This is a genomic window from Acinetobacter sp. Ac8 (assembly GCF_055392545.1).
Genome location: NZ_AP043689.1, coordinates 2186529 through 2211643 on the forward strand (window position 1 = coordinate 2186529; position 25115 = coordinate 2211643).

A 25115-nucleotide genomic window follows, 5' to 3' on the forward strand; every position below is an offset into this window, starting at 1 on the left:
TAAAAACCCAGTAAAATAGTTTAGAAAGCATCAACTTCCTGTCATACTACAGCACTACAAAATGGATACTTTTAAATCGAGGTAAAAAACGTGATTTCAGTGGGTATTGTCGGTGGAACAGGTTATACAGGCGTTGAATTGTTGCGTCTTTTACTACGACATCCAAATGTTCAAGTGAATGTACTGACATCACGTACCGAAGATGGTCGCCGTGTAGATGATATGTTTCCAAGCTTACGTGGGCACACCGAGCTTAAGTATTCAGATTTAAACATTGATGAATTAAAAAAATGTGATGTTGTGTTTTTTGCGACCCCGCATGGGGTGGCAATGCAGCATGCACAACAACTTTTGGCAGCAAATAGCAAAGTTATCGATTTAGCCGCTGATTTTCGCTTGCAGAATTTAGCACAGTTTGAAAAATGGTATGGGATGCAGCATGCCTGCCCAGAGATACTGAAAGACTCTGTTTATGGTTTATCTGAACTTAATCGTGAACAAATTAAAAATGCCAATGTTGTCGGTAACCCGGGTTGTTACCCAACCACTGTACAGTTGGGATTAGCGCCACTTTTTAAGCAAGCTGAAACATTGGTTAAACCAGAAAGTATTATCATTGATGCGAAATCGGGTGTATCAGGTGCAGGGCGTAAAGCTAGTCTAGGCATGATTTATTCTGAAAATGCAGATAATTTTAAAGCCTATGGCGTTGCTGGACATCGTCATCATCCTGAAATTGTAGAAGCATTAGAAAATATTTCGGGTCAAAAAAATGTATTTGATCAGATTCTTTTTGTGCCGCATTTGGTTCCGATGATTCGTGGTATGTTCAGTACAATCTATGTTGATTTGACAGAGCAAGGTGCAGCAGCAGATTTACAAAGTCTTTATGAAAAATTTTATGCAAATGAACTATTTGTAGACGTAATGCCTGCAAATAGTTCACCAGAAACACGTTCTGTACGAGGTGCAAACCAACTCAGAATTGCACTGTATAAACCGCATCCGAACAAGTTAATTGTTTTGTCTGTTCAAGACAATTTAGTCAAAGGTGCGGCAGGACAGGCTGTACAAAATATGAACTTAATGTTTGGTTTTGCTGAAGATGCTGGTTTACAAGGTATCGGATTATTACCATAAAAAACGCTTTATGGCTTCACACACATATAACTTTGCGGTTAAATGTGTGTTTTGATTCTATCAATAATACTTAGAGATGATGATGCAGAACACAGAAACAAATACCGCGTCACAACCAGCTCAAGCACCGAAAAAGCCTTTTTTAAAAGGGAATATGCCTTTGGTGATCGGTGGGGTTGTATTATGTGCTGGCAGTGTACTTTTAGGTTATACGGTTGGACATCGCCAAGGGCTAACGGTAGTCGGTTTTGATGCAGATGCAGAACAGTTGGTAGAAGTTGTGAAGCAACAAAAAACAACGCTGGCTAATTTAAATAAAAGCTTAAATGCTGCTGTACAGGAACGAGATGTGGCTGTTTCGAACTCTAACGATTTGTTAGAGTCATTGAACAAAGCCAATGCTGAAAAATCACAAGTTGATGTGATGAGTGCGATTTATCGTGAAGTGTTAAAACAACGTGGCGGTTTGAGTTTAACCATTCAAAACTTGGCGGTTAAGCCATTACCAGAAAATGCTTATGAATATCAGCTTGATCTTATTCAAGTCAGTCCAAGACGTGCGACGGGCTCCGTTGAAATTCGTTTGATTAGTGGTACTGAGGTGTTAACAGTGCCAATGGCAGATGCGAATTATAATTTTACTGATTATGAGCGCTTAACTGGTCGTTGGACCATGCCTAAGGGCTTTAATCCACAATTTATCGAAATCCGTCTAAATGGTGCCACGCCAGTGGTTAAACGCTTTAGTTGGTCACGTGGGCAAGCTGTAGACAGTGCAGCTGCGTTTGCTGCAGAGGTTCCTCAAGCTGCGGCTAATTCTCAATAAATCATAAGTATTTTGAAAAATATGCGAACTAATAAACGTCAAATGAGTTTAAATGAAGTGAAATCATCATTCCGTGATTCAGGATTTATAGATTGGCACTTGAGTATTCGTATAAGTAATTCAGAAGATCCAAACCATCCAGACCATGATCAAGCAGATGTTGCAGTACAAACTGCACCACCTGAAGTGAAGCGACCACCGATGTATTCTGTCGTTTTATTGAACGATGATTACACTCCGATGGACTTTGTTATTGAAATTTTACAACAATACTTTGCTTTGAATCTTGACCAAGCCACTCAAGTAATGTTAACAGTACATTATGAAGGAAAAGGTGAAGCTGGTGTTTATCCAAGAGACATTGCGGAGACTAAAGCCAACCAAGTTAATAACTACGCTCGATCTCAAGGTCATCCATTGCTTTGTCAGATTGAGCCAAAAGAATAAGGGGGTTTCATGCTCAGTCGTCAATTAGAAGTTTCACTCCGTTTGGCTGTTAGCATGGCTCGTCAAAAGAGACATGAGTTTCTTACGGTTGAACATTTATTATTGGCTTTACTTGATAACGATTCAGCGGTAAATGCCTTAAAAGCATGCGGTGCTGAAATTATCAGTTTGCGCAAAGAGTTAGAGGAGTATGTAGAACAACATACCCCTAAACTAGGAGAAAACAACGACCAAGCCCCTCATCCAACTGAAAGTTTTGACCGTATCTTACAACGTGCAATTTTCCACGTTCAGTCAAGTGGGGGTGATCGCACAGTAGAGGGTGCAGATGTACTGGTTGCGATGTACTCTGAGCGAGATTCTTTTGCCGTTTATTTACTAAAACGACATCAAATCAATCGTTTGACTTTAACCCAATATTTGTCACACGGTGCGCGTAAAGAAGAAATTCAAGTTGAAGAAGAATCTGATGATTTAGAAGGTGAATCAAATGCTTCAGCAAATGCTGGGCCACTTGAACTTTATACTTTGAATTTGAATATTGAAGCGCAAAAAGGCAAAACTGATCCTTTAATTGGGCGTGAAAAAGAAATTGAACGAACTGCTCAAATTCTTTGCCGTCGCCGTAAAAACAACCCATTGCTTGTGGGTGATCCTGGTGTGGGTAAAACATCCATTGCTGAAGGTCTGGCATGGTTGATTGTGAATGGTAAAGCGCCTAAGCCACTTGCGACTGCTGAAGTGTTTAGTTTAGACATCGGTGCATTGGTTGCGGGTACAAAATACCGTGGTGACTTTGAAAAACGCTTGAAACAGCTTCTCAATGCTTTGAAAAAGAAACCAGAAGCAATTTTATTTATCGATGAAATTCATATGATCATTGGTGCTGGCTCAAGTATGGGCAGTACCATGGATGCATCGAATTTAATCAAACCTGCGTTGGCGAATGGTAGTTTACGTTGTATTGGTTCAACCACTTTCCAAGAATATCGCCAAGTATTTGAAAAAGATCATGCACTATCACGTCGTTTCCAGAAAATTGATGTGAATGAGCCTTCTATTTCAGAAACAATTGATATTTTGCGTGGTTTGAAAAGCAAGTTTGAAGATTTCCATCATGTTAAATATGAAGATACTGCGCTAGTTTCAGCGGTTGAGTTGTCTGCTAAATTTATTAATGATCGTTTCTTGCCAGACAAGGCGATTGATGTGATTGATGAAGCTGGTGCACAGCGTCGTTTAAAAGCTGAACAAGATGATACCTTGATTACAGTTGAAAATATCGAAGATATTATTTCGAAGATTGCACGTATCCCGCCAAAAACAGTATCTAAAGATGATAAATCGGTACTTGAATATCTAGAGCGTGATCTTAAACGTGTGGTATTTGGTCAAGATGAAGCGATTACAGCTTTGGCTTCTGCGATTAAACTGTCACGTGCAGGTTTGAAAGCACCAGATAAACCAGTGGGTAGTTTTGTCTTTGCTGGTCCTACAGGTGTTGGTAAAACAGAAGTGACCAAGCAATTGGCAAAATTGCTGGGTGTAGAGCTTGTTCGTTTCGATATGTCTGAATATATGGAGCGTCATGCTGTTTCTCGTTTGATTGGTGCGCCTCCAGGTTATGTTGGTTATGATCAAGGTGGTTTACTGACTGACGCGATTCATAAGAATCCGCACTGTGTCTTGTTATTAGATGAAATTGAAAAAGCACATCCAGATGTTTTTAACTTGTTATTACAAGTCATGGATCATGGTGCTTTAACCGATAACAATGGACGTAAGTCTGATTTCCGTAATGTGATTATTGTATTGACTACCAATATCGGTGCTGAAAGTATTTCTCGTAACAGTATCGGTTTTACTGAGCAAGACAATAGTAATGACAATCAAGAAGCGATGAAACGTGCATTTGCACCAGAGTTCCGCAACCGTTTAGATGGTGTAATTCAGTTTAAAGCATTGCCTACCACAGTGATTGAGTCTGTTGTTGATAAATTCTTAACCGAACTCCAAGCGCAGTTAGATGATAAAAAAGTGGTACTGGAAGTTGATCAATCTGCTCGCGATTGGATGGCTGAGAATGGCTATGACCGTTTAATGGGTGCTCGCCCAATGCAACGTTTGATTCAAGAACATTTGAAGAAACCACTTGCTGAGATGATTCTATTTGGTGAGCTTGCAGATCATGGTGGTAACGTTGCTGTCTCTGTGAAGAAAGAAAATGGTAAGGCGGTAGGGCTTACATTAGAAGTCTTTGAAGATCAGACTGCTGAACCAGCATAGTTGTGAATGAGCTTTAAAATAACCCGCATTGATTGCGGGTTATTTTTTGAATTAGACGCTTATAAAATATCAATTTTCTTTAACCAAGCTTGGAATAATGCTGGCCATTGTGTTGTTTCAGTATTGGCTTTGCCTAAGCCCCAACCATGTCCACCATTTTTGAAAAGATGTAATTCATAAGCGATCTTGTGTTGCTGCAAAGCGGTTTGCATATTGAGGCTATTCTGAACAGGTGAAATCGGATCATCAATGGCGTGGGCTAAAAAGGTTGGAGGTGTATTCTGTTTGACTTGTAAATCTACTGAAAACAAGATTTGTTTGGCTAAATCATGTTTTGATCCAAATAAGCTTTTATAAGCATGGGTATGATCTAGCGGCGCTTGCATACTAATGATTGGATAGAGTAGCGCCACAAAATTAGACCGAGCGGAAATTTGATCAATCGGATCATTTAAACTCGAAAATTGTTGTTGCCATTGTGTCGCAATGATTCCAGCTAAATGCCCACCTGCGGAGAAACCCAATACACCAATTTTGTCTGGATCAATGTTGAATTGATGTGCATGATAACGAATGATACGCAGGGCTCTTTGGCCATCTTGAAAGGGCGCAAGCAGATTATTGCCATCCTGATTAGGTAAGCGGTAAATTAATTCAAATACGGTAAATCCCTGTTCTTGTAAAAACTGTGCAGTTGGCGTGCTTTCTTTGGCCAATTCCTCTCTGGCATAACCCCCACCACTAATAACTAAAATAGCGATGTGATTGCTCTGTTTGGGGGAATATACGCGCAGTTGAGGAGAGATGATATGCTCAATAGCACCATGCTTATTTATCGTATATTGTTCACTGGATGGTGCCAGTGTCGCGCTATTGGGCCACAGTGGAAAACTCAGTGTTGCTGCATCTACATTTTGGCTAAGCCAGAGGAAAATGAAGAAATTAAACACGAAATGATTTATTTTCATTCATAAAAAACCAAAAAATGTAGATGCTGATATTTTATCCTATTTTAAACAAGGCACATTCATCAACATATTTTAAAAATGTATGCTTTTGTGGATGAGGCAAACAACAACTACAATTTATAGATAAAAGCTTAGTTGTTTTAGTCTGCTCAAAATTTTATTGCTTAGCTCGCGTGAAAATCACATATACTCTAACTTCATGATTATTCTTTGAGTATCAATGGACATTGCATTTACTAAAATTTTAACTACGATTTTATTATTTCTTGTCACAGCTGTTGCAGAAATTTTAGGTTGTTATTTTCCTTATTTGATTCTGAATCAAAATAAAAGCCATTGGTTATGGATACCTACCGTTTTAAGTTTGGCGGTATTTGTCTGGCTATTAACCTTGCACCCGGCTGCTTCAGGGCGTATTTATGCTGCATATGGCGGTATCTATATCTTTAGTGCACTGATGTGGCTGAAATTTGTCGATCAAGTCAGCCTAACTCGCTGGGATTTGTTTGGTGGATGTATTGTAATCATTGGGGCTTTGGTGATTATTCTGCAACCGCAAGGTTTGATTCGTTAAGTCTCCAACAGCATTATCCTGAAGTATCTTGTGTTGTTTCAAGCTGGCTGATCTTACATACTTTGGGAATTGCTTTACGGTATGCAGCATAATCCTGTTTATATTGTTTAAACCATTTCTGATATTCAGGATTTAGCCTTAAATTGGCAAGATTGGGCTCATTTTCAAATGAGGATGGTTCTGTATTGTTCTCATCAGAAAATTCTAATTGTTTTAAGTAGGACAATGCTCGATCCGTTTGACCAAGCTGCGCATAGAATTCAGCGAGGAATTCCTTTTCTCGCTGAGTTTGCTTACGATTCTTATTCACCACAGCTTCAATTTTAGCCTGATTATCACGCAACCATTTTTCAGCAAGTTTCGGGTCTTCACGATTGAGATATTTAAAATACTGTTGCGCTAAAATAATAAAATTTCCTGCATCGAAAGCTTGATTGGGATCAGATAAATAGTGAAATAAAGGCTTTTTAAGTATATTGATGAGGCGTTTTTGCTCATTCTGATCACGATGATATTTCTGTAACAGCATCAGTTTGTCACTGAGTACAGCATAATAATTTTTCTCATACTCCTCATTGTCTGGTTGCAACTTCATTAAGGTCTCAAATAATTGTTCAGCCTTTAGCAAATAGTTTAGACGTGGTGTTGGGTCTATGTTTTTCCGATAATACACCGACATTTGCGCATAGAATAAACCTAAATTATTGATTGCGATTGTATCGTTAGGATCACGCTTTTTTAACGCAAAATACGCTTGTTCAGTAAGTTCTTGAAAAGGCTGAGAGAGCGTGGTGCAGTGTTGTTCAAGCAAATATTCAGCATATCCAGAAGTTAGAATCGCATAGTTGTGTAAATAAACAGAATCGTTATATTCAATGTCTTTGGCTTTTAACAGTTTTTGCACATTGGGTTGGGCTTTCTGGATTTGAGCCTTAATCTGTGGTTCAAGTTTGGCAAGATTTTTGGTTGCTAATACTTGATCCGTTAAATCTTCTATGGCTTGAATCTCATCATCGTTGATATCTGCATAGCTAATTGAAGCATTGAGTGATAATAAAAAAATTAGAATTTTAATTTTCATTGTTGATTCTGCGTTTATCTATTCTTTGAAATAATTGTATACAAGCCAAGGAGAAACATCAAAAGCTGTTCTATTGGAATTAAAAAAGCATCCAGTAAACTGAATGCTTTTTCTTTCTTAGCGGTCATCCATGACTATTGAATAGGTGGATGCTGTAATTGGTTTAACTCTTTTTTACTGAAACCTCTAGAGATAAGTACCTTTTTAATCCCAGTAATTACATCCTGATCTGTCGCTTTCATCAACGCTGATAAAAGTTGATCATTGGATTTACAAGAGCAATCATTTTCAACACATGCAATTTGATTTTTATGTTCATTTTGCAATGTATCTTCAGCCGTAAACAGCTTTTGCCAAAAACTCATAGAGCCTTCATACACAACCTAACATAGTTCGAAATATAGCCGTTTTTTAATAAAATACAAGATCTGAGCGAAATAGATGGTCGAGTTATAGGCTGATTTTTTCGATGATTTGATATGTTTTAAACGGTTTGTTAAAAGGCCATGTTTTAAATGATTTATAACTTAATGATATATCAATAAATAATTTAAAGAAGTAGCTGCCATGCTAATTTACATGGCAGTCTAATCTTGTAATAAATTGTTTAAATTTTTTCGAGAAGAACCCCAGATTCTACATGATGGGTGTAGGGGAATTGATCAAACATCGCAAATTTCACAATTTTATGGGTTTTAAGCAAGGTTTTTAAATTATCATGTAATGTGTCTGGATTGCATGAAATATAAAGAATACGTTGAAAACCTTGCAATAGCATTAAGGTATCGTCATCAATCCCTGCTCTTGGTGGGTCGACAAAAACTGTATCAAACTCATAGCCCTGAATGTCTATTTCTGCTTCTTGTAAACGACGGAATTCACGTTCTCCGTTATAGGCCTGAGTAAATTCTTCTGCTGAAAGGCGTGCAACTTGAATATTGTCGATCTGATTCTGTTGAATATTCCACTGTGCCGCATAGACCGAAGATTTCGCTAATTCAGTTGCCAAAACACGGTTAAAACTCAAGGATAAGGGAAGGGTAAAGTTACCATTACCACAGTACAATTCGAGTAGGTCTTTATTTTCTCCCTCTACTGACTGACAAGCCCATTGCAACATTTTTTGGCAAACTTGTGCATTGGGTTGAGTAAAGCTACTTTCAATTTGCTTATATTGAAATTTACGCTCAAAGACTTGCAATTCTTCCACAACAAATTCATCGGTTAAGACAACTTTTTGTCCGCGACTGCGACCAATGATTTTAACATTCAGCTTATCAGCCAATTGTTTTGCTAAAACTTCCCATTCTTCACTCAGTGGCGCACGGTAAATCAATGAAACCAGCATTTCGCCCTTGAGCGTTGCTAGAAAATGCACTTCAAAAAGCCGTTTTGATAAGACTGAATTGGCTTTTAGCTCAGCCAATAAAACTGGCATAAGCTGATTTATACTTTGATCTGCGATCGGAAATTCATCGATACGAGCAACAGTTTTTTGTTGATTTTCATCTCGTTCAAACATGGCATAGAACATATCATCTTCAGTATGCCAAATTCGGAATTCTGCACGCATACGGAAGTTTTGTTCAGGTGAAGCAAATACTTCTAACGAAGGTGGATTAAATTCTGCGAATTGAGTTTGGATTCGTTCAATTTTGGCATCAAGCTGTTGTTGATAAGATGAAGTCATATAAATCAGAAAAACATTGGAATTAAGCAGTAGCGATGGTATCAAAAATAGCACCAGATGGACACCAGATTGCAGTCCATCTTTGTCAATTTATTTAGATCGGTTTGTCTATTGAAATAATCCTAGGATTATTTAATCAAAGTGACGATGAAGATAAGTTACTCAACACTTACTTAAGTGCTTAACCAAATAGTCAATAAAGACTCTTACCGCAGGGAGTAAGCCTCGGCGAGAAGGGTAAACAGCGTGAAAGATCCCGTGCGGTGCTTTCCATTCAGGTAAGACACGAACCAATTCACCTGTGGCGACAAAATCATTAGCAATAGTATCAGGAAGTAAGGCAATACCACAATTTTGACTGGCTAATTTTGCCAGCATCATTAAATCCGATCCCATGAGTATCGGGTTAACTTTAATTTTTTTCTGTTGATTTTCACTGTCATGTAACACCATTTGTTGATCTAAGTGCTCATCAACCATACTTAAAATTCGGTGTTCAGATAAATCTTCTGGTTTTTTGAGCATACCAAATTCATTTAAATAGGCTTGGCTTGCAAGAAGGTGCTGTTCAATATGTCCAAACTTTCTCAGCACTAAGCTCGGGTCATCGTCCAGATTTGCGCGCACACGCAAGGCAACATCAAAACCTTCATTGATGATATCTACTCGACGATTACTGACTAAAAGTTGTACTCTGATTTCAGGATAAGTTTTTAAAAAGTCAGGAAGGATTTTGGACAATTCACTTTGCGCAACCGTCACAGGTACACTGACTTTAATCACACCACGTGGTTGTTCACTGAGATGATCAACCAGATCATGCGCTGATTGTGCTGCATTCATCATCACTTGGGCATGGCGGTAAATATTCATGCCAATGTCTGTAACTGCGAAATGACGTGAACTTCGTTGAATTAAACGAACCCCTAATTTTTCTTCTAAATTATATACACGGCGACTGAGCTTGGATTTAGGAATATCCGTTGCACGTTCAGCCGCACTAAATCCCCCATGCTCTACAACCAAACCAAAGCAGTAAAAGTCATCCAAATCAGTGAGCATAAATACATTCCATAATTGCAACAATGACGCACTATTAAACTTAATTGTTGCATCAAGTCAACTTGTTAATTGTGAAAATTTTCTAAGATTAGGCATTGCCTGTCATGAGAATATTTTGAACTTGCTTATATTCTTCTAATCTTAAAAGGTCTTTAGTGGTCGGATGTGGAATACGGGTGATATCCATGTTATCAGCAACATCTGCCAGTTTTACCACACGTGCAATTGGATTTTTTACTGCACGGTAGGCGGCTTCGATTCTAGATTCACCTTCTTTTTGGGTCAAGGCAACAACGGCATCGACAATTTCTTGACTAAAGCCAAGTGAGATTAAATCGACCACAGTGGTGTCGGTATCTTCTAAGATGTCGTGTAATACAGCAACAATCTGTTGATTGGGTGTTTTAACTTTGAACATCAACCTCAGAGGGTGAAAAATATAAGGCTGTTGCGCTTTATCTTTTTGGCCTGCGTGTTTACGAGCTGCTAAAGCAATCGCTTTTTCAATCGTTGACATAATATCCTTAGCTTTGTTTCGTGTATTTATAAAATATGAAAAGCAATTTTAGATTTATCTAAAACGAGTGTTTAATTTCCCTAACTCGTTTAAAATACAATTTTATTCTGTTCCAAAGCGTATGCCATTTCAACTGATCACTTTAGAAAATTCTCAAGAAAATGTTACATGCCCACATTGCCAACATGCGGTCATTGATTGGAATGAAGAACAATATCTACAACCATGTATACATACCTTGTTTATTGCGATGGATTTGGGCTTTGAATATATTTCAGATGAATTTGAAGCGACCATGCCCCGTAGCGTCGATGAAATCCATGCTCATGATGATCAGGGATTGAATATTTTCAATGAATTATCTGAGAGTAATTATCCTGATTACCTGATTTATAAAACAAGCTTAGGTGTTGTAGGGGATCAAGATTTTTATCGTTATATTGGATTTAGCGCTTAAATTTTAAGATCGGTAGTCATTCATTTGTTTTTTAGCCTACTCTTATTAAAAATGCTGTATAGGTATTAAAAATAGCGGAGTAGGCTTGTATTTTCTGTTGTAGGCGCTGTTCTTTCCATCTCCTACAGTTTGAGTTTTTATCATCACAATATAGAAGCTAAACGGCATTCTATAAATCTTGAACAAACTATTGTTTAACTCGAAATCGCGTTATTTTAAAAAATTACTTTGTGATTGTTCAACTTCTGTCAATAACCATTCAACAAATTTAGCAATGAGGGGTGTTTGCTGTTGTTCTGCATAGACAAAATAATAGGCACGTGAACCTTTTAGCTTAATTTCTGAGGCGATAATTAAATCACCTGAACGCAGTTCTTTTTCCAGTAGTTTTTGTGGAATAAGCGCAACCCCCATATGATGTATGGCTGCCACCGCAAGCATCGAAAATAATTCATGCCGTTGTCCTTCTAATGCAAAAGGATGCTCATAACCAGAAACTTCAAACCACTCTTTCCAAATATAGGGGCGTGTGGTTTGTTGGAGTAAGGGCAGCGTGGCAATCTCTTCCGCCGTTAAGCTTCGACGTAAATCTCCGGAAGGCCCTCTTAGTTCTGGAAAATGCTTAAAAATTAACTCAGCAGAACACACAGGAACAACATCTTCATTCATTAAATAGTGGACTTTTGCACCCGGCCAATTTTCAATTTGTGCAGGTGTACCAGTATATATTGCAGCATCAAAAATATGCTCACTGAATAAAAAGGGTTTGGTACTGGTCTCTAAATGAATGGTAATTTCAGGGTATATTTCATTGAACTTATATAGTCGGGGTAACAGCCAGCGTGTTGCAAATGTCGGTACAACCCCCAATTTTAGCGTACCGCCTAAACCTTTATGGCTCATTAAATCGAGTGTGCTTTGCTCAATACCCAATAAATGAGCTTTGATGTTTTTATAATAATGTTCACCCGCTTGTGTTAATTCAACGCCATGCCGTGTTCTGTTAAATAGATTGAGTCCTAAAAAATCTTCGAGTTGTTGTACTTGGCGAGAGATGGCACTTTGAGTAAGATGCAGCTCTTGAGCTGCAAAGGTATAGCTTAGATGCTTGGCAGCCGCTTCAAAACATATCAATGATTGTAATGAGGGAATCATTCTACGCATATTCATTCCTTGAATATCAAAGTTTAGTTAAGACTAAATTTAATCTATTTATATCTAGCAAAAAGAACTTAAAGCAAAGCAGATGTATGTAATGAATCTTCCATCAAACCACTTGGTTTTACCTCGAATGAAAATTTATAAGAGGATGTAAAGATGATAAAAATCTGTTAAAAAGCCTCGTTTAATACCCGCATACTTGAACCGTAGTCATTGAGCGAGCCATATTATAAAAACATAAGATATGCGTAAATGGAATATCTGAGTGAGAATTAATCGTTTGAAAGTATGAATTTTCACACCTAACATCACTACTAAGACAACAAGATATGTTCAGCAAAGGATGCTATGAATCAAATGGTTAATTCTACAAAAACGGCACGTGTTCAATTTAACTGGCAAGACCCATTTTTATTGGAACAGCAACTTACTTCTGAAGAACGCATGATTCGTGATGCTGCTTATGCCTATTCACAAGACAAACTGATGCCAAGAGTTTTGGAACAATTCCGCCATGAAAAAACAGATGCTTCTATTTTTCGTGAAATGGGTGAGCTAGGTTTGCTGGGGCCGACAATCCCTGAAGAATACGGTGGTGCAGGTCTAAACTATGTCAGTTACGGCCTTATTGCCCGTGAAATTGAACGCGTAGATTCGGGTTATCGTTCAATGGCAAGTGTACAAAGCTCATTGGTGATGGTGCCTATCAATGAATTTGGTTCTGAAGAGCAAAAACAAAAGTACTTACCTAAATTAGCTACTGGCGAGTTTATTGGATGTTTTGGTTTAACAGAACCTGATCATGGTTCAGATCCAGGCAGTATGATCACCCGTGCCAAAAAGGTCGAAGGTGGTTATCGTCTGACTGGCGCAAAAATGTGGATCACCAATAGTCCAATCGCTGATGTATTTGTGGTCTGGGCCAAAGAAGTTTCTGCTGAAGGCAATGTCGGTGAAATTCGTGGCTTTATCTTAGAAAAAGGTTGGGAAGGACTTTCTGCGCCTGCGATTCATGGCAAAGTCGGTTTGCGTGCATCGATTACTGGTGAAATTGTGATGGACAATGTTTTTGTTCCTGAAGAAAATGCATTTCCCGAAATTCGTGGTTTGCGTGGACCATTTACTTGTTTAAATAGTGCACGTTACGGTATTGCATGGGGCGCGATGGGGGCGGCAGAGTTTTGCTGGCACACTGCACATCAATATACGATGGATCGTAAACAATTTGGACGCCCATTGGCTGCGAATCAATTGGTGCAAAAGAAACTTGCAGATATGCAAACTGAAATTGCTTTAGGGCTGCAAATCGCATTACGTTTTGGTCGTATGAAAGATGAAGGCATTGCTTCTGTTGAAGGCACTTCACTGATTAAACGCAACAATTGTGGTAAAGCTTTAGATATTGCGCGTGTTGCTCGAGACATGATGGGTGGCAATGGCATCAGTGATGAATTCGGTGTCGCTCGCCATCTGGTCAATCTAGAAGTAGTCAACACCTATGAAGGTACCCATGATGTACATGCCTTAATTCTCGGGCGTGCACAAACTGGTATTGCTGCCTTTAGTAACTAAAATCAACTGTTTTAAAACAGGGATGCTTAAATCTAGCATCCCTTGTAGGATTTTTTGCCTTAAATTTTATAAAAACTAAGGTAAAAATAAATCAATGATAAAAGGATTCATCGTGAAAAATATCTGATTATTCTTTTAACTCTCATACTTAACTCTAGATTGATGCAATAAAAATAACAAAGAAATAAGTAGAGAGAAAGATAAAAAGTGACCGATGACTCATTTGGGAAAATGAGGTAGAGGAAAAATGAACAATGATGTTCGATCAGTTACAACTTCAACAAAATTATCCATGCCATCCAATATTGGAACCTTTGAAAAAATAGGCCCAAATACTTGGAAATGGGCACTTTTATTCGCCTATTTCGCTATGGTCGTCGATGGCGTAGATATCATGTTGTTGTCCTATAGCTTAACCAGTTTAAAAGGTGAGTTTGCATTATCTACTTTTCAGGCTGGCGCCTTAGGCAGTGCCTCTCTGGCAGGTATGGGGATTGGTGGGATTCTAGGTGGATGGGCATGTGATAAGTTTGGCCGCGTACGTACCATTGCCAATTCTGTATCGTTTTTCTCAGTTGCAACATGTTTGTTAGGCTTTACCCAAAGTTTTGAACAATTTATGGCATTACGATTTATTGGTGCGCTAGGGATTGGGGCGCTTTATATGGCATGCAATACCCTTATGGCTGAATATGTTCCTACAACGTATCGGACTACGGTATTGGGTACATTACAAACCGGGCAAACCGTTGGATATATTGTTGCTACATTATTAGCTGGTGCGATTATTCCTGATCATGGTTGGAGAGTCTTGTTTTTTATCACGGTTATTCCAGCATTTATCAATATTTTCTTGCAACGCTTTGTACCTGAACCAAAGTCTTGGCAGCTCAACAAAATCAATCAGCTTCAAGGCAAAAAACCAGTTGAAGCTACAGTTCCCGAGAAAGCAAAAAGTGGCAGTATTTATAAACAAATTTTTGCCAACTTTAAGCACCGTAAAATGTTTTTATTGTGGATGACTACGGCCTTCTTCTTACAATTTGGTTACTACGGAATCAACAATTGGATGCCGAGTTATCTAGAAACAGAAGTGCATATGAACTTTAAAAACATGACCAGCTATATGGTAGGTTCATATACAGCGATGATTCTAGGCAAGATCTTAGCGGGATATTTGGCAGATAAATTTAATCGTCGTGCAGTATTTGTGTTCGGTACCATAGCCAGCGCTGTCTTCTTACCTGTGATTATTATCTTTAATACACCAGACAATATTTTGTACTTATTGATCACTTTTGGTTTCTTATATGGCATTCCTTATGGCGTAAATGCGACCTATATGGCGGAATCATTTTCTACCGATGTCCGAGGTACAGCAATTGGTGGTGCATATAACATTGGGCGAGTGGGTGCAGCTATTGCCCCAGCAACCATTGGTTTCCTTGCTTCGGGCGGAACATTTATGACGGCATTTATCGTGATGGGCGCAGCTTACTTTGTTGCAGGGGTGCTGCCTGGCTTATTTATCAAAGATCGTCAATATGACCCACAACAACAATAGTCAACGCTTGTTTAAACAGATGCAGTAAATCGTAAAATTGAGGAGTATTCACTTACTCCTGACATAGAGGTAAACATATGGGTGCATTACAAGGAATTCGAGTTTTAGATCTGAGTCGAGTACTGGCAGGTCCGTGGTGTGGACAAGTTCTTGCAGATCTAGGCGCCGAAGTGATTAAGATTGAGCGCCCTAAAGTTGGTGATGACACCCGTATGTGGGGCCCGCCGTGGATGCTTGATCAACAGGGTAGAGCGACACGAGAATCTGGATATTATCAATCTGCGAATCGCAATAAATCCTCAGTGGCAATTGATATGGCAACGCAGGATGGGCAGCGATTACTACAACACATGGTGAAAACCGCAGATATTGTGATTGAAAACTTTAAAGCAGGTTCATTGAAAAAATATGGATTGGATTATGAAACCCTCAAACATATTAATCCAAAATTGATTTATTGCTCTATCACTGGTTTTGGTCAAGATGGGCCGCGTGCAGAAGAACCGGGTTATGACTTTATCATTCAAGGTATGTCTGGCTTGATGAGTATTACTGGCGAGAAAGAAGGAGAGTTAGGGGCAAGTTCACAAAAAGTTGGTGTGGCGGTGGTTGATATTCAGACTGGGCTATATGCAACAATTGCGATTCAGGCGGCACTGATTTCTCGTCAGCAAACAGGTGTTGGGCAGTATATTGATATGTCGTTGTTAGATGTACAGGTTGCTGGACTCGCCAACCAAGGTATGAACTATTTAAGTTCAGGTATCGCACCTCAACGAATGGGCAATCATCATCCCAATATTGTGCCTTATCAGACTTTTAAAGCGCAAGATAAGGAGTTTATTCTGGCCTGTGGCAATGATAAACAATTTAAAGATTTATGTATTGCGATTGGAAAACCTGAATTGTTAGATCAACCAAACTATCTCCGTAATCAAGATCGGGTGAAATATCGTCAAGAATTGGTTGCTTTGTTGTCTGAATATTTTTTATCAAATACCGCGAAGCATTGGGTCGATGCAATTCATGCAGTGAAAGTACCTGTTGGCGTGATTAATTCTGTTGCAGATGCTTTAGATGAACCCCAAATTCAATATCGTAAAATGGTGGTCAATATTCCACATACAGATAATCCTGATTTTAATGTGATTGGTTCACCGATTAAAATGACAGGAACGCCTGTTGAATATCGTAATGCACCGCCACGTTTAGGGGAGCATACCAAAGTGATTTTAGAAGAATTTTGTTCAGATGATGAATTGTTACAGTTAAAGCAACAAGGGGTTATTGAGGGTATTGGCTTATAGTCAGCTGATTTTAAAGAATATTGAAATCAACGCATAGGATCAATCAACGTGATACCTTGATTGGGGGGCTGCAATGCCGCATTAATCATTCAAACCCTCCTTTTTAAGGAGGGCTGTTCTGAATTAATGATAATAACAATATGGAAGAATTACGCTGTAGTGGGAATAATCCGTTGTTGCATCAACACCTGTTGGGCAATATAAGGTTTTTCAGCATCTTTGGGTTGAACTGCATGCCATTGATCATTGGCATCGAGTTCCCAAGCACGAATATTGTCCTTTAAATAACTGAGTAGCCCATATTCAATAATCTGTTTTTTAAGCTTTTTATCTTCAATTGGAAAGCAAGTTTCGACCCGAGAAAATAAGTTTCGACCCATCCAGTCAGCACTTGCGCAGTATAAGTCCTCATTGGCATCATTATAAAAATAATAAACACGAGTATGTTCTAGGAAGCGCCCGACAATAGAACGAACTTTAATATTTTCAGAAAGTCCTTCAATTTGTGGTCTTAAACAACAAATCGAACGAATAATTAGCTCTATTTTAACCCCAGCTTGAGATGCTTTATACAAAGCTGTAATCAGCTTAGGTTCAGTCAATGCATTGACTTTAATGATGATACGGGCTTTTTTACCCGCTTTTGCATGTGCTGTTTCTTGCTCAATCAAATGTAATAGCTGAGAGTGTAAGGTGAAAGGAGCATGAAAGAGTTTTTTTAACTTTAACAATTTACCCATACCTGTCAGCTCTTGGAAGATCTTATGTACATCTTCACAAATTTCATCATTTGTAGTCAGTAAACCATAGTCGGTATACATCCGTGCATTTCCAGCATGGTAGTTGCCTGTGCCAAGGTGTACATAACGTTTAAGTTTATCGATTTCACGTCGCACAATTAAAATCATTTTGGCATGGGTTTTATAACCAACAATACCATACACCACAACTGCGCCAGCTTCTTGTAGAAGATTTGCGACGATAATATTGGATTCTTCATCAAAACGCGCACGCAATTCGATAATCGCTGTAACTTCTTTCCCATTGCGAGCGGCTTCTGCCAGCACTTGTACAATTTCTGAGTCAGGACCACTACGATATAAAGTTTGTTTAATTGCTAAAACATTGGGGTCTTTTGCCGCTTCTTTGAGTAGATTGATAACGGGTTGGAAAGAATCAAATGGATGATGTAATAGCAAATCTTGCTTGCTTAATATTTCAAATATTTTATTTGAATTTCTTAAGGCTTTGGGAATAACGGCTTGATACGGCTTAAACCTTAATTCTGGAATATCAAAATCAGTAATCAGACGTGTTAAATTGACAGGGCCATTCACTTGATAAAGATGTTGTGGATCTAAATCAAATTGTTCTAGTAAATAATTATTAATTGAATTTGGGCAATTATCTGCGATTTCTAAACGAACTGCACGACCAAAACGGCGTGAAGATAATTCATCTTTCAATGCCACTGCCAAATCATCGACATCTTCTGCCAAAGTTAAGTCAGCATTACGGGTAACACGGAATTGATAGCATCCTGTTGCCGTCATGCCGGGGAATAAATCACTGATATGCTGTTGGATAATGGCTGACAATAAAATGTAATGTTCTGCGCCGTCTGTGAGCTCGTTTGGTAAGCGTACAACACGCGGTAAGGAACGAGGTGCGGGTACAATGGCCAGTTCAATCTGACGACCAAAAGCATCTTTTCCTTCTAAGGTGACAATAAAGTTTAAGCTTTTATTAACCAAACGCGGAAAAGGGTGAGCTGGATCTAAGCTAATTGGTGTTACAACAGGTTGTACTTGTTTAAAAAAGTAATTTTTAATCCATTCCGCGTGTTTTTCTAAAATATCATTATATTGGATGAATTTGACGCCATAGTTTTCTAACTCAGGCAATAACACATGGTTTAAGGTATCGTATTGTTCTTGAATCGCAAGATGTGCGTTATGTGAAATTTGCTCAAGAATAACTTCGTTTGGAATACCATCTGGCGCTGTAGTAATGGTTTTGAAGTCCAGTTGTTTCATTAATCCAGCGACACGAATTTCAAAAAACTCATCTAAATTACGTGAAAAAATAATGAGAAAATTCAATCGTTCAAGCAGAGGATGAGTTTCATCTTTTGCTTGGGCTAACACACGTTTATGAAATTCCAGTAAGGAAATTTCACGATTAATATAGCTGCTAGAGCTATGTTGAAATTCAGGCGTGGTTAAACTTTTTGAAGCGGGCATGATCTGCGTCATTTGAAACTGTCTTAACGACCTTGAAGGGCATAGTAAGTATTCTACATGACAAAATTGTTACAGATAGTTAAAATTTTGAAAATTGTCTTAATCTTAAACGATTAAAAAATATTAATTTTTTAATCGTTAGATCAACTTGAAAAAAAACCGAATCTGCTTAGACAAAATGTGAACTGATACAATGCACCAAGACAATATTATTACAAATTAAAATTTGCATTGCTCATTTTTGAGTTTTAGCTCATAGGCTTTCTGTTCAGACATCAGTTTTATTTTTACATAATAAGGATTTTGACGTTGGAATTCATTTTCAAAAAGTAAATGACAATTTTCAAGCATTCCTTCCATCAAAAGTTGCTGAGTTTTTTCTTTACCCATGCTATTTGAAAACTGATTAAAATCTTTAGATGTAATTAAACCTTGCAAATCAACATGATCATGATACATATGAATTTTCTCAATCACTGTGTTTTGGTCGACTTGTACAGGCAGCACGCGAGAGTCTTCTTCACTTAACGCAGTTAAAACATCATCTAAATTTTGTTGATCTATAATTTTATAATCCTGTCCAATCAAATTCTTTTGAATCAAATAATCATCTAATTCAGTTGCATAACTACTTTGAGAAATGAGCATGTACACTGACATTACGAATAAAGGAATTATTTTAAATTTCATTTGAATTATACACATATTAAAAATATGGTTTTTATTATACTGAAACAAAAAATAAGCACCATAGTTGGTGCTTATTTATCTTAAAACAAAACAAATTAGTCTTTGTTTAAATTTTCATTGATTAAAAATTCAACCAAGGCTTTTTGTGCGTGTAGGCGATTTTCTGCTTCATCCCAAACCACAGCGTTTTTGTGATCCAGCATATTTTCAGAAACTTCTTCACCGCGATGTGCAGGTAGGCAATGCATAAATAGACAATCTGGATGTGCTAAATCCATTAATTTTTCATTCACTTGATACGCAGCAAACGCTTTTTCACGAATTTTTTGTTCTTCTTCTTGGCCCATACTTGCCCAAACATCCGTCACGATCAGATCTGCATTGACCGCTGCGTCTTCTGCTGATTCAAAAAGTTCTACGCAATGTGCAAATTCTGAAAGAAATTCAGGTTTTGGTTCATAACCTTTCGGTGACGCGATTTTTAACTTAAAGCCCCACATATGCGCAGCTTCAATATATGAATTACACATATTATTGCCATCGCCAATCCAAGCCACAGTTTTGCCATTGATCGAACCACGATGTTCAACAAATGTTTGTACATCCGCAAGTAGCTGGCAAGGGTGGTGGTCATCAGTTAATGCATTGATAACCGGGACTATTGAATATTCAGCAAAACGTTCAACAATATCATGACCAAATGTACGAATCATCACGATATCAAGCATGCTCGAGATCACACGTGCAGAATCTTCAATTGGCTCACCACGACCCAATTGAGTGTCGCGTGATGAAAGAAAAATTGCACTGCCTCCAAATTGGCTCATACCAGCTTCGAAAGATACACGAGTACGGGTACTCGACTTTTCAAAAATCATCCCCATGACTTTTCCAACAAAGGGTTGAAATACTTCGTTGTTGTGTTGTTTTCGCTTTAACTCTTGAGCACGTTCAATGATACGGTTAAGTTCAGCAGTGGATAAATCACGTAAAGTAAGAAAATGTCGTAGAGCCATGGTTACTCCACAATAATTGTTTAGTCAAAACCAATAGGGAAATTGACCAACAATTCATTGTTGGTGGTTGATGAAAATAAAAAGGAGAATCAGCTAATATACTATATGAATATGAAAACGCAAAAAAATTAGACCTTTTGATGGCCCTCTAAGAAGCGATCTACACAATAACTTACGCAATTGAATATTTCTTGATCAGATTCTTTGATTTCAATCCCCATTAAAATTCGCCATTCCAAATTTCTAAGAATTCCAAAATAAAATTGTGCTGAAAATAAAGGATTTGCACAGGTTAATATTTGATTTTCTACACAACGTTCCAAGGCACATGCAATAGAGTGTTGTACTTGCTTTGGTCCTTTTTCATGAATATAGACGGCCAATTGAGGGTCTTTTTGTGAACGTTCAAGGACCAAGCGTATAAAAGCAATATTTTCAGGAATGATCATATGCTTATAAAAGTTAATCAAGGTATTGATCAAATATGCTCTGAGCTCATTCAACGCGGGGTTAAATGGAATGCAGATATCTTTAAAGAATAAATCACGACGATAGTCACAGATCGCTGTAAATAGACCTTCTTTACTACCAAAATATTTGTAAATCGAGGCTTTTGATCCGCCTGCATGATTCACGATGTCATCTAAAGATACCGCATCATAACCGTGCTCTAAAAAAAGATCGTTTGCACTAATCAGTAATGCCAAGCGACGCTCATGCCCACGTTTAGTTTGTGGAAAATCACATCCTGTAGCTTCAACTTGTGCTAAATCTTCGTTCATAAATTACTGAGGAAAAATGGGTTGTCACTATTATATCAAAGATGTCAATAAATTTCTTAGCAAACGTGCTATTGGAAAAAATGATTAAAAAAAGTGCATAAAAATGAAAAAATGAATCAAAATTCATTTTTCTTTGACTAAAGTTTTAGAGTAATATACCTAAATGGTCATATGCGAAATATAAATTATGGCTATACTCAAAACTCAATAAACAAGTGACCACTGTGGAAGGGAATATGACACAACAGACGTCTGCAGGCTTAAGATTTAGACAAGCTCTAGAAGTGGAAAAACCATTACAAATCATTGGTACAGTCAACGCTTATGCAGCGATGATGGCGAAACAGGTGGGTTATAAAGCCATCTATGTTTCAGGTGCTGGTGTGGCAAACTATTCTTATGGTTTACCTGATTTAGGGATGACCAGCTTAGACAACGTATTGGAAGATGTTCGTCGTATTACAGAACGTGTAGATACACCATTACTTGTTGATATCGATACAGGTTGGGGTGGTGCATTTAATATTGCACGGACAATTAAACAAATGATTAGTGCTGGTGCGGCAGCTGTCCATATAGAGGATCAAGTTGCACAAAAGCGTTGTGGTCATCGTCCAAATAAAGAAATTGTTTCTCAACAAGAAATGGTTGATCGCATTAAAGCAGCAGTTGATGCAAAAACAGATTCAAACTTTGTTGTGATGGCACGTACAGATGCATTGCAAAAAGAAGGTTTGCAAGCCGTGATTGATCGTGCCTGTGCATGTGTCGAAGCTGGCGCAGATGCGATCTTTGCTGAAGCAATGACCGACATTACCATGTATAAAACAGTCTGTGATGCCGTAGGTGTTCCTGTTCTTGCAAATATTACAGAGTTTGGTGATACACCTTATTACACCACCCAAGAGTTAGCTGAACAGGGCATCAGCATGGTGCTATATCCATTGTCTGCAACACGTGCAATGCAAAAAGCAGCTCTCGAAGTTTTCCGTTCAGTTCGTGAAAATGGTACGCAAGTTAATGTACTGGATAGTATGCAACAACGAAAAGAACTTTACGAATTCCTTGATTATCACACTTTCGAAAACACTCTAGATAAACTGTTCACCCAGGAGAAATAATAAAATGGCTGAAGGAAAAGTACTTACAGGCGCAGGATTGCGTGGTCAAGTTGCAGGTAAAACAGCACTTTCTACAGTAGGTAAGAGTGGCGCAGGCTTAACTTATCGTGGTTATGATGTGCAAGACCTTGCGGAAAATTGCCAATTTGAAGAAGTTGCATACCTTATTTTCTTTGGTGAATTGCCTACAGCAGAACAGTTGGCGACATATAAAGCCAAATTAAAATCACTTCGCCAGTTACCGCAAGCTTTAAAAGAAGTGTTGGAACGGATTCCTGCTGATTCACATCCAATGGATGTGATGCGTACAGGGGTTTCAATGTTAGGCAATTTGGAAACTGAAAAATCATTTGATCAACAGCAAGATGTGGCAGATCGTATTCTTGCAACTTTGCCAGCGATCATTTGTTATTGGTACCGTTTTAGTCATGATGGTGTACGTATTGAAGAAAATACCGATGACGATTCAATCGGTGCACAATTCTTGCATTTACTACGTGGCGAAAAGCCAAATGAATTACATGAACAAGTAATGAATGTTTCATTAATTCTTTATGCTGAGCATGAGTTTAACGCTTCAACATTTACTGCACGTGTATGTGCTTCAACATTGTCTGATATGCACTCGTGTATTACTGGCGCAATTGGTTCACTGCGTGGCCCTTTGCATGGTGGCGCAAATGAAGCTGCGATGGAAATGATTGAAAACTGGACGTCACCAGAACAAGCTGAACGTGAAATGCTGGGTAAACTTGAACGTAAAGAAAAGATCATGGGCTTTGGTCATGCGATCTATAAAGACAATGACCCGCGTAATGGCATCATTAAAATTTGGGCTGAGCGTTTAGCAAAAGATGTTGGTGATACAGTGCTTTACCCAGTATCAGTACGTTGTGAAGAAGTGATGTGGCGTGAGAAGAAGTTGTTCTGTAATGCGGATTTCTTCCATGCATCTGCATATCATTTTATGGATATTGCAACAAAATTATTCACACCAATCTTTGTAATGTCTCGTGTTACAGGATGGGCAGCGCATGTAATGGAACAACGTGCTGACAATCGTATTATTCGTCCAAGCGCAGATTATACTGGTCCAGAGCTCCGTAAAGTTGTACCGATCACTGAACGTTCAGCAGCATAGTCCATTAATCAAGATTGATAAAAGCAGTAAAAATAAAGCCTCCTAAGAGGCTTTATTTATTGGGGAAGTTGACCGGTAGGAAATAAAACAACAGCTTCTTCACGGCTATATCCTTCATCAAAAGGTAAGCTGAGTGATTCAAAAGTAATCAGCGCCCCTTTGTTTTTTGGCAGTTCAAAAGCCTGTTTAAGTTTAATTTCTGGACTGTAACTGGTTAAATTCTGTTGAATACTTTGATATTGCGGACTGGATATTGTAAATATCGAGCCATAAATTGTTTTAAATGAGTCAGAGCTTTGAGTATCAGATGGTCTTTGTTCGAGTAGATTAATGTTAAAGTCTTGAAGCGCGATTTTTTTTAGCGGTTTGAGCTGAGCCTTTATGCTTGAAAGTTTTTGCTGAAAGCTTTGTTGATCTGTAATACCTGTAAAATTTTCATCATATTTGAGCAGATCATAGCGTTTTTCACTCAGTGAATAGCGATAAACTCTTGGAATGTCATAGCTTGCTGAATTTTCAAGAATTAAAACCGCTTTTTTATCTGAATCATAGCCGAGGACTTCAAGTGAAATATTGCTATAACTTTTTGCAAAAGCGAGAGCGCTAAAACTGAATAAGAGCGTTGATGTGATTATTTTTAACACGATTTATCCTCATTATTGTATTGGTAAGAGCAAAACAGCATCTTCAACATCATAGCCTGTTTCTTCTGGAATGCCGAAATATTTAACCACAATCAGCAGCTTATTCTGATTTGGCACGACATAGTTCTGAGTGATTTTTATTGTTTTAGCATACTGTATAGCTTGTTGGTTTTTGCTTTTTAAAGAAGCTGTTGTAACTTTGTATATGGTTTTATATTGAGGAATCTTTTGGGATTGATCATGCCAAGCAGGGACGTAATGAGTTTGATTTTGCACCACTTGAATTTTTGCTGTATTGGCATTTCCTATAAGTAACGGTGTTAAACGCTTTTTAATTTTGTTTAGATCTTTTTCAAACTGGATAGCATCTTGATCATAGTCAATTTGATGCGTTTTGGGATTGATATATAACGATTGTACTTCAATCAACTTGTCAGGTGTTTTACTGTTGAGCTGATAATAGTATAACTGTGGCAAGCGCCCACGCTCATCTTCATAGTGTCTTAACAGATAAAGTTTTTGTTGTTTTGCTTCATAACCTAATACTTCTATTGTTTGTCCACCACCGACAGTTGCATAACAATGTAATGACGTTGTAAGGATAGTGGTGGCGGTTATGTGTTTCAGAAATTTCATCCGCAAATATTCTTGATGTGTTTTATGATATCTTGCTTAAATATTCTTTAGATTAAAATGGTGTTTGAGTAAAAATAAAAGCCAATATAAACTTAAAAAATGCGGAAGAATCAAAAACAGAAGATTAGGCTTCTTTTAACTATATAAATGCTAGATATAAAAAAGGAGATCATGATGATCTCCTTAATGA

General features: G+C 38.0%; 24 protein-coding genes. 11 read left to right on the forward strand and 13 right to left on the reverse strand.

All coding sequences use genetic code 11. The features are described 5' to 3' along the window. The first annotated feature begins 90 nt into the window (after positions 1-90). From argC to clpA, 4 genes are all read left to right on the forward strand, one after another. Entirely contained in the window at positions 91-1140 is a 1050-nt protein-coding gene (gene argC / locus ACZ5QH_RS10195) for an N-acetyl-gamma-glutamyl-phosphate reductase (RefSeq protein ID WP_303576165.1), read from the forward strand. Positions 1141-1222: 82 nt separating this feature from the next. Continuing rightward, positions 1223-1966, forward strand: coding sequence for a DUF6776 family protein (locus tag ACZ5QH_RS10200; protein WP_004720739.1), 744 nt, complete (start codon positions 1223-1225; stop codon positions 1964-1966). 21 nt (positions 1967-1987) lie between these two features. Continuing rightward, entirely contained in the window at positions 1988-2413 is a 426-nt protein-coding gene (gene clpS / locus ACZ5QH_RS10205) for an ATP-dependent Clp protease adapter ClpS (protein ID WP_004720737.1), read from the forward strand. A 9-nt stretch (positions 2414-2422) separates the two neighbouring features. Beyond that, positions 2423-4699, forward strand: coding sequence for an ATP-dependent Clp protease ATP-binding subunit ClpA (gene clpA / locus ACZ5QH_RS10210; protein ID WP_004720735.1), 2277 nt, complete (start codon positions 2423-2425; stop codon positions 4697-4699). A gap of 59 nt (positions 4700-4758) precedes the next feature. Here clpA and ACZ5QH_RS10215 read toward each other — a convergent pair whose 3' ends face one another. After that, complete coding sequence (locus tag ACZ5QH_RS10215) at positions 4759-5667, reverse strand: alpha/beta hydrolase (protein ID WP_303576164.1); 909 nt, start codon at positions 5665-5667, stop codon at positions 4759-4761. 220 nt (positions 5668-5887) lie between these two features. On the opposite strand from ACZ5QH_RS10215, the gene ACZ5QH_RS10220 reads away from it, so the two are divergent. Beyond that, entirely contained in the window at positions 5888-6241 is a 354-nt protein-coding gene (locus ACZ5QH_RS10220) for a YnfA family protein (protein ID WP_004720731.1), read from the forward strand. A gap of 13 nt (positions 6242-6254) precedes the next feature. Here ACZ5QH_RS10220 and ACZ5QH_RS10225 read toward each other — a convergent pair whose 3' ends face one another. The 5 genes from ACZ5QH_RS10225 to ACZ5QH_RS10245 form a co-directional block, all read right to left on the reverse strand. Then, on the reverse strand, positions 6255-7322 hold the full coding sequence (locus ACZ5QH_RS10225; RefSeq protein WP_303576163.1) for a hypothetical protein: 1068 nt from the start codon (positions 7320-7322) through the stop codon (positions 6255-6257). 134 nt (positions 7323-7456) lie between these two features. After that, entirely contained in the window at positions 7457-7687 is a 231-nt protein-coding gene (locus tag ACZ5QH_RS10230; RefSeq protein ID WP_004720727.1) for a hypothetical protein, read from the reverse strand. A gap of 242 nt (positions 7688-7929) precedes the next feature. Continuing rightward, positions 7930-9012: a tRNA (uridine(54)-C5)-methyltransferase TrmA gene (gene trmA / locus ACZ5QH_RS10235; RefSeq protein WP_270382272.1), complete on the reverse strand. Its 1083-nt coding sequence runs from the start codon at positions 9010-9012 to the stop codon at positions 7930-7932. Between the two features lie 162 nt (positions 9013-9174). Further along, positions 9175-10074, reverse strand: a complete 900-nt coding sequence (locus ACZ5QH_RS10240; RefSeq protein WP_004821316.1) for a LysR family transcriptional regulator — start codon at positions 10072-10074, stop codon at positions 9175-9177. 88 nt (positions 10075-10162) lie between these two features. Then, complete coding sequence (locus ACZ5QH_RS10245; protein WP_303576162.1) at positions 10163-10591, reverse strand: guanosine-3',5'-bis(diphosphate) 3'-pyrophosphohydrolase; 429 nt, start codon at positions 10589-10591, stop codon at positions 10163-10165. A 121-nt stretch (positions 10592-10712) separates the two neighbouring features. On the opposite strand from ACZ5QH_RS10245, the gene ACZ5QH_RS10250 reads away from it, so the two are divergent. Further along, a complete protein-coding gene (locus ACZ5QH_RS10250; RefSeq protein ID WP_004720717.1) occupies positions 10713-11048 on the forward strand; it encodes a hypothetical protein in 336 nt (111 codons plus the stop codon). Between the two features lie 210 nt (positions 11049-11258). On the opposite strand, the gene ACZ5QH_RS10255 is transcribed toward ACZ5QH_RS10250, so the two are convergent. Then, positions 11259-12212: a LysR substrate-binding domain-containing protein gene (locus tag ACZ5QH_RS10255; protein ID WP_303576161.1), complete on the reverse strand. Its 954-nt coding sequence runs from the start codon at positions 12210-12212 to the stop codon at positions 11259-11261. 345 nt (positions 12213-12557) lie between these two features. Here ACZ5QH_RS10255 and ACZ5QH_RS10260 point away from each other — a divergent pair, with 345 nt between their 5' ends. From ACZ5QH_RS10260 to ACZ5QH_RS10270, 3 genes are all read left to right on the forward strand, one after another. Further along, positions 12558-13781: an acyl-CoA dehydrogenase gene (locus ACZ5QH_RS10260; protein WP_096734036.1), complete on the forward strand. Its 1224-nt coding sequence runs from the start codon at positions 12558-12560 to the stop codon at positions 13779-13781. A gap of 247 nt (positions 13782-14028) precedes the next feature. After that, positions 14029-15345: an MFS transporter gene (locus ACZ5QH_RS10265; protein WP_056510935.1), complete on the forward strand. Its 1317-nt coding sequence runs from the start codon at positions 14029-14031 to the stop codon at positions 15343-15345. 77 nt (positions 15346-15422) lie between these two features. Continuing rightward, positions 15423-16652 (forward strand): CaiB/BaiF CoA transferase family protein, encoded by a 1230-nt coding sequence (locus ACZ5QH_RS10270; protein ID WP_151957518.1) that lies wholly within the window; start codon positions 15423-15425, stop codon positions 16650-16652. 149 nt (positions 16653-16801) lie between these two features. Here ACZ5QH_RS10270 and ppk1 read toward each other — a convergent pair whose 3' ends face one another. From ppk1 to ACZ5QH_RS10290, 4 genes are all read right to left on the reverse strand, one after another. Beyond that, entirely contained in the window at positions 16802-18907 is a 2106-nt protein-coding gene (ppk1, locus tag ACZ5QH_RS10275; RefSeq protein ID WP_303576160.1) for a polyphosphate kinase 1, read from the reverse strand. Between the two features lie 207 nt (positions 18908-19114). Further along, complete coding sequence (locus tag ACZ5QH_RS10280; RefSeq protein WP_390883187.1) at positions 19115-19585, reverse strand: hypothetical protein; 471 nt, start codon at positions 19583-19585, stop codon at positions 19115-19117. Between the two features lie 95 nt (positions 19586-19680). Next, a complete protein-coding gene (gene argF / locus ACZ5QH_RS10285) occupies positions 19681-20601 on the reverse strand; it encodes an ornithine carbamoyltransferase (RefSeq protein WP_303576159.1) in 921 nt (306 codons plus the stop codon). Between the two features lie 128 nt (positions 20602-20729). Beyond that, a complete protein-coding gene (locus ACZ5QH_RS10290; RefSeq protein ID WP_004720703.1) occupies positions 20730-21383 on the reverse strand; it encodes a TetR/AcrR family transcriptional regulator in 654 nt (217 codons plus the stop codon). 236 nt (positions 21384-21619) lie between these two features. Here ACZ5QH_RS10290 and prpB point away from each other — a divergent pair, with 236 nt between their 5' ends. Continuing rightward, positions 21620-22504 (forward strand): methylisocitrate lyase, encoded by an 885-nt coding sequence (gene prpB / locus ACZ5QH_RS10295; RefSeq protein ID WP_303576158.1) that lies wholly within the window; start codon positions 21620-21622, stop codon positions 22502-22504. A gap of 4 nt (positions 22505-22508) precedes the next feature. After that, entirely contained in the window at positions 22509-23645 is a 1137-nt protein-coding gene (prpC, locus tag ACZ5QH_RS10300; RefSeq protein WP_004821331.1) for a bifunctional 2-methylcitrate synthase/citrate synthase, read from the forward strand. Positions 23646-23701: 56 nt separating this feature from the next. Here prpC and ACZ5QH_RS10305 read toward each other — a convergent pair whose 3' ends face one another. Together ACZ5QH_RS10305 and ACZ5QH_RS10310 are read right to left on the reverse strand one after the other, a co-directional pair. Further along, complete coding sequence (locus tag ACZ5QH_RS10305; protein ID WP_303576157.1) at positions 23702-24289, reverse strand: hypothetical protein; 588 nt, start codon at positions 24287-24289, stop codon at positions 23702-23704. 12 nt (positions 24290-24301) lie between these two features. Beyond that, entirely contained in the window at positions 24302-24925 is a 624-nt protein-coding gene (locus tag ACZ5QH_RS10310; protein WP_303576156.1) for a hypothetical protein, read from the reverse strand. Between the last annotated feature and the right edge of the window lie 190 nt (positions 24926-25115).

Bases quoted from the DNA above. Each gene is read 5' to 3' on its own strand.
- ACZ5QH_RS10200 (WP_004720739.1), top strand. From the start codon at position 1,223: ATGCAGAACACAGAAACAAATACCGCGTCACAACCAGCTCAAGCACCG.
- clpS (WP_004720737.1), top strand. From the start codon at position 1,988: ATGCGAACTAATAAACGTCAAATGAGTTTAAATGAAGTGAAATCATCA.
- clpA (WP_004720735.1), top strand. From the start codon at position 2,423: ATGCTCAGTCGTCAATTAGAAGTTTCACTCCGTTTGGCTGTTAGCATG.
- ACZ5QH_RS10215 (WP_303576164.1), bottom strand. From the start codon at position 5,667: ATGAAAATAAATCATTTCGTGTTTAATTTCTTCATTTTCCTCTGGCTT.
- ACZ5QH_RS10220 (WP_004720731.1), top strand. From the start codon at position 5,888: ATGGACATTGCATTTACTAAAATTTTAACTACGATTTTATTATTTCTT.
- ACZ5QH_RS10225 (WP_303576163.1), bottom strand. From the start codon at position 7,322: ATGAAAATTAAAATTCTAATTTTTTTATTATCACTCAATGCTTCAATT.
- ACZ5QH_RS10230 (WP_004720727.1), bottom strand. From the start codon at position 7,687: ATGAGTTTTTGGCAAAAGCTGTTTACGGCTGAAGATACATTGCAAAAT.
- trmA (WP_270382272.1), bottom strand. From the start codon at position 9,012: ATGACTTCATCTTATCAACAACAGCTTGATGCCAAAATTGAACGAATC.
- ACZ5QH_RS10240 (WP_004821316.1), bottom strand. From the start codon at position 10,074: ATGCTCACTGATTTGGATGACTTTTACTGCTTTGGTTTGGTTGTAGAG.
- ACZ5QH_RS10245 (WP_303576162.1), bottom strand. From the start codon at position 10,591: ATGTCAACGATTGAAAAAGCGATTGCTTTAGCAGCTCGTAAACACGCA.
- ACZ5QH_RS10250 (WP_004720717.1), top strand. From the start codon at position 10,713: ATGCCATTTCAACTGATCACTTTAGAAAATTCTCAAGAAAATGTTACA.
- ACZ5QH_RS10255 (WP_303576161.1), bottom strand. From the start codon at position 12,212: ATGCGTAGAATGATTCCCTCATTACAATCATTGATATGTTTTGAAGCG.
- ACZ5QH_RS10260 (WP_096734036.1), top strand. From the start codon at position 12,558: ATGAATCAAATGGTTAATTCTACAAAAACGGCACGTGTTCAATTTAAC.
- ACZ5QH_RS10265 (WP_056510935.1), top strand. From the start codon at position 14,029: ATGAACAATGATGTTCGATCAGTTACAACTTCAACAAAATTATCCATG.
- ACZ5QH_RS10270 (WP_151957518.1), top strand. From the start codon at position 15,423: ATGGGTGCATTACAAGGAATTCGAGTTTTAGATCTGAGTCGAGTACTG.
- ppk1 (WP_303576160.1), bottom strand. From the start codon at position 18,907: ATGACGCAGATCATGCCCGCTTCAAAAAGTTTAACCACGCCTGAATTT.
- ACZ5QH_RS10280 (WP_390883187.1), bottom strand. From the start codon at position 19,585: ATGAAATTTAAAATAATTCCTTTATTCGTAATGTCAGTGTACATGCTC.
- argF (WP_303576159.1), bottom strand. From the start codon at position 20,601: ATGGCTCTACGACATTTTCTTACTTTACGTGATTTATCCACTGCTGAA.
- ACZ5QH_RS10290 (WP_004720703.1), bottom strand. From the start codon at position 21,383: ATGAACGAAGATTTAGCACAAGTTGAAGCTACAGGATGTGATTTTCCA.
- prpB (WP_303576158.1), top strand. From the start codon at position 21,620: ATGACACAACAGACGTCTGCAGGCTTAAGATTTAGACAAGCTCTAGAA.
- prpC (WP_004821331.1), top strand. From the start codon at position 22,509: ATGGCTGAAGGAAAAGTACTTACAGGCGCAGGATTGCGTGGTCAAGTT.
- ACZ5QH_RS10310 (WP_303576156.1), bottom strand. From the start codon at position 24,925: ATGAAATTTCTGAAACACATAACCGCCACCACTATCCTTACAACGTCA.